Raw genomic sequence first — 4,259 nt, forward strand, 5'->3', positions numbered from 1 at the left:
TGATGGTGATACCACGAGCTTTTTCTTCCGGCGCGTTATCGATCTGGTCGAATGCGCGAGCAGCACCGCCGTAGGTTTTAGCCAGTACGGTAGTGATTGCAGCGGTCAGCGTTGTTTTACCATGGTCAACGTGGCCGATAGTACCGACGTTAACGTGCGGTTTTGTACGTTCAAACTTTTCTTTAGACATCGATTGTCCCTCTAAGACACGGATAAATCGGTGATATCACCACATCAACCAGGCAACATGCCCGACTTGTTGAATGCAATAAACAGAAGGAAAAAACAGGGAGGAGAAAAGAAGTGGTGCTGATAGGCAGATTCGAACTGCCGACCTCACCCTTACCAAGGGTGCGCTCTACCAACTGAGCTATATCAGCACATCTTGGAGCGGGCAGCGGGAATCGAACCCGCATCATCAGCTTGGAAGGCTGAGGTAATAGCCATTATACGATGCCCGCATCCTGGAACTCGGCTACCTGATTTTCATTCTGCACTGAATATCGAGAGAAGCTCTCTTTATTCGAGCCGGTAAGCGAACTTATCGTCTCGGGCTACGCCATCGCGTGGCCGAAATTGGTGGTGGGGGAAGGATTCGAACCTTCGAAGTCTGTGACGGCAGATTTACAGTCTGCTCCCTTTGGCCGCTCGGGAACCCCACCGGACTTGATGGTGCCGACTACCGGAATCGAACTGGTGACCTACTGATTACAAGTCAGTTGCTCTACCTACTGAGCTAAGTCGGCATCAAGTAGCGCGCATTCTATGGAGACATGCGAACTCATGCAACTAAAAAATTGCATAATTTGTTTTGTTGGTCATATTTTAAGCAACACAATGAAGAAACAGCCGAACAAAGAGCAGATTAGCACATTTTTTCGGCATCGTTCTGCTTAACAATGTTCGCCAGTTAAAACACCATTCTTTTTATCAGATGGAATATCTGTCACATTGCTTTTCACCGATAGCTTCCCGTAAGCGATTTTTTCTTATTATTCCTCCCCATCTGGTGTTACCCTCCTGCCCATTAACCCATTCAACAGAACTGTGACGCGCCATGGCAAATATCGCTTTGCCGATAAAGCTATGACCGTCAGAAACATGCTTATGAGTATAAAAGAGCAAACGTTAATGACGCCTTACCTACAGTTTGACCGCAACCAGTGGGCAGCTCTGCGTGATTCCGTACCGATGACGTTATCGGAAGATGAGATCGCCCGTCTCAAAGGTATAAATGAAGATCTCTCGTTAGAAGAAGTTGCCGAGATCTATTTGCCTTTGTCGCGTTTGCTGAACTTCTATATAAGCTCGAATCTGCGCCGTCAGGCGGTTCTGGAACAGTTTCTTGGCACTAACGGACAACGCATTCCTTACATTATCAGTATCGCAGGCAGTGTAGCTGTGGGGAAAAGTACAACCGCCCGTGTATTACAGGCGCTTTTAAGCCGTTGGCCGGAACATCGCCGTGTTGAACTGATCACCACCGATGGTTTTCTTCATCCCAACAAAGTGCTTAAAGAACGCGGGCTGATGAAAAAGAAAGGCTTCCCGGAATCGTATGATATGCATCGTCTGGTGAAGTTTGTTTCCGATCTCAAATCGGGTGTACCAAACGTTACGGCACCGGTTTACTCGCATCTTATTTATGATGTAATCCCAAATGCTGATAAAACCGTTGTTCAGCCTGATATCCTAATTCTTGAAGGACTAAATGTCTTACAAAGTGGGATGGATTATCCGCACGACCCGCATCATGTATTTGTTTCTGATTTTGTCGATTTTTCGATATATGTTGATGCGCCTGAAGACTTACTTCAAACATGGTATATCAACCGCTTCCTGAAATTCCGCGAAGGGGCTTTTACAGACCCGGATTCCTATTTCCATAACTATGCGAAATTAACTAAGGAAGAAGCGATCAAAACCGCCATGACACTGTGGAAAGAGATCAACTGGCTGAACTTAAAGCAAAATATTCTACCCACTCGCGAGCGCGCCAGTTTAATCCTGACGAAGAGTGCTAATCATGCGGTAGAAGAAGTCAGACTACGCAAATAATTTGCAGGGGAGCTAATGCTCCCCTTTCTTATTTTTCTGCACTACGCAGGGATATTTCACCACCCATCCAGGGTTTTATTATTCCATCCTGCTCAAGCAATAAAGCGCCCTGTTTGTCTATTCCGCGTGAAATACCAAATATTTCTTTATCACCAATGATAAGTTTCACTGGGCGATTAATAAAATTATCCAGCTTTTCCCAGCGCGAAAGATAAGGTGCCAATCCTTCTTGCTCGAAGAGTTCCAGCGCCGCGCGTAATTCACGTATTAGCATGGCCGCCAACGTATTACGATCGAGATTGATCCCTGCTTCCTGCAATGTGATCCATCCCTGGTTAACGACACTCTCTTCAACACGACGCATTGCCATGTTGATTCCGGCGCCAATGACAATTTGTGCTGCATCGCCGGTTTTGCCAGTCAGCTCCACAAGAATGCCTGCCAGCTTGCGATCCTGCAGATAGAGGTCATTAGGCCATTTAACGCGAACTTTATCTGCACCCAGCTTGCGTAATACTTCCGCCATCACGATACCGATAACCAGACTTAAACCAATCGCCGCAGCCGGGCCCTGTTCCAGACGCCAGAACATCGACAAATATAAGTTTGCGCCAAAAGGCGAAAACCATTTCCGACCACGGCGACCACGGCCTGCCTGCTGATATTCTGCAACGCAGGCATCGCCCGATTTAAGCTCTTCGATACGATCAAGGAGATACTGATTCGTGGAGTCAATAACTGGCAGCACGGCTACACTGCCGCCATCCAGCTGACTCAATATCTTTTCGGCATTAAGTAACTGAATGGGCTCAGGCAGGCTGTATCCTTTACCCGGAACGGTAAAGACCTCAACGCCCCAGTCACGCAGCGTCTGAATGTGTTTATTAATGGCCGCCCGGCTCATTCCTAACGTTTCACCTAGCTGCTCGCCAGAGTGAAATTCGCCATTCGCTAACAACGCGATTAATTTCAGTGGAACGGTATTATCCTTCATGAAATCGTCTCCACTGCGCTAACTTCACCTGATGCACCAATAAAGCGAACTTCGGGCTCAAGCCAGACATTAAATTTTTCACCAACTTTCTGTCTTACATGATGTGCCAGTTGCACGACATCTTCGCTTTTTGCATTGCCTTCATTGATGAGAACTAACGCCTGTTGACGGTGTACCGCAGCCCCACCAATTTGCGTCCCTTTTAGCTGACACTGATCGATGAGCCAGCCAGCAGCCAGTTTTACTGAACCATCCGCCTGAGGGTAATTCGGTGCCGTTGGAAATTGTGCCAACAACGCGTTAGCCGTTTCGGCAGATACAACAGGATTTTTGAAGAAACTACCGGCATTGCCGTTCACTTTTGGATCGGGAAGCTTTGTCGTTCTCATATGGCATACTGCATCAAATACTTGCAGTGGCGTTACTGTTGAAGGCTCCAGACGAGTTAAGTCACCGTAAGTCAGTACAGGTTGCCACTCTTTTGGCAGACGCAGACCTACGGCTACAATGGCGAAGCGATCCTGGTATTCATGTTTAAAAATACTGTCGCGATAGCCAAAACGGCACTCTTTGGCAGTTAAGCGCACTTGCTTGCCTGTCGCCAGTTCAACACAGTCAACATAAGCGCAAACTCGCTGTAATTCTACGCCATAAGCACCAATATTCTGGATAGGTGATGAGCCGACACAACCAGGAATTAATGCCAGATTTTCCAGACCGGGCATTCCTTGCTGCAAAGTGTATTTCACCAGATGATGCCAGTTTTCTCCTGCACCCACATGTAAATACCATGCATCAGGTTTATCATTAATTTCGATTCCTTTGATTCGGTTGATGATCACTGTTCCGCAGTAATCTTCCAGGAAAAGTACGTTGCTTCCTTCCCCCAGAATAAGAACAGGCTGTCCTTCTGCGGTCGCATGTTGCCAGGCATTGAGTAGTTGTTGTTCGTCTTCCGCACATACAATGTACTGAGCATTATGATCAATGCCAAAGGTGTTCCAGGGTTTTAAGGAGTGGTTCATAGCTGCTTTCCTGATGCAAAAACGTGGCTAGTTTACCGTATATGCGGGGGGATGGCTTGTAGATATGACGACAGGAGAAGTTTTTACCAGCGCAAAAAGGCCATCCTTCCGGATGGCCTTCTGCTTTATTTGATGCCTGGCAGTTCCCTACTCTCGCATGGGGAGACCCCACACTACCATCG

General features: G+C 47.2%; 4 protein-coding genes and 4 tRNA genes. 1 reads left to right on the forward strand and 7 read right to left on the reverse strand.

Annotated elements, in window-relative coordinates; genetic code table 11:
- The 5 genes from HEN21_RS22200 to HEN21_RS22220 all read right to left on the reverse strand — a co-directional run.
- A partial coding sequence (locus tag HEN21_RS22200) for a GTP-binding protein (RefSeq protein ID WP_021498352.1) occupies positions 1-190 on the reverse strand: 190 nt, incomplete at its 3' end.
- 114 nt (positions 191-304) lie between these two features.
- Positions 305-380: transfer RNA gene (locus HEN21_RS22205), tRNA-Thr, on the reverse strand.
- 6 nt (positions 381-386) lie between these two features.
- A tRNA-Gly gene (locus HEN21_RS22210) sits at positions 387-461 on the reverse strand.
- A gap of 116 nt (positions 462-577) precedes the next feature.
- Positions 578-662 (reverse strand) — tRNA-Tyr (locus HEN21_RS22215).
- Positions 663-670: 8 nt separating this feature from the next.
- Positions 671-746, reverse strand: a tRNA-Thr gene (locus HEN21_RS22220).
- Positions 747-1,107: 361 nt separating this feature from the next.
- Between HEN21_RS22220 and coaA the strand changes: the two genes are divergently transcribed.
- A complete protein-coding gene (coaA, locus tag HEN21_RS22225; protein ID WP_176252564.1) occupies positions 1,108-2,058 on the forward strand; it encodes a type I pantothenate kinase in 951 nt (316 codons plus the stop codon).
- 28 nt (positions 2,059-2,086) lie between these two features.
- Here the strand turns inward: coaA and birA are convergent, their stop codons facing one another.
- Positions 2,087-3,052 carry a bifunctional biotin--[acetyl-CoA-carboxylase] ligase/biotin operon repressor BirA gene (birA, locus tag HEN21_RS22230; RefSeq protein WP_176252565.1) on the reverse strand — a complete coding sequence of 322 codons (966 nt, stop codon included), beginning with the start codon at positions 3,050-3,052 and terminating at the stop codon, positions 2,087-2,089.
- Complete coding sequence (murB, locus tag HEN21_RS22235) at positions 3,049-4,077, reverse strand: UDP-N-acetylmuramate dehydrogenase (protein ID WP_001016700.1); 1,029 nt, start codon at positions 4,075-4,077, stop codon at positions 3,049-3,051. Before murB ends, birA begins: the two co-directional genes overlap by 4 nt.
- Positions 4,078-4,259: the final 182 nt, after the last annotated feature.

Origin of the sequence: Escherichia sp. 93.1518 (genome assembly GCF_013368915.2) — a bacterium.
Classification (GTDB): Bacteria; Pseudomonadota; Gammaproteobacteria; order Enterobacterales; family Enterobacteriaceae; genus Escherichia; species Escherichia ruysiae.

What these genes read in the sequence shown, in the direction of transcription:
- murB (WP_001016700.1), bottom strand. Translation starts at nt 4,077, where the DNA reads ATGAACCACTCCTTAAAACCCTGGAACACCTTTGGCATTGATCATAAT.
- birA (WP_176252565.1), bottom strand. Translation starts at nt 3,052, where the DNA reads ATGAAGGATAATACCGTTCCACTGAAATTAATCGCGTTGTTAGCGAAT.
- coaA (WP_176252564.1), top strand. Translation starts at nt 1,108, where the DNA reads ATGAGTATAAAAGAGCAAACGTTAATGACGCCTTACCTACAGTTTGAC.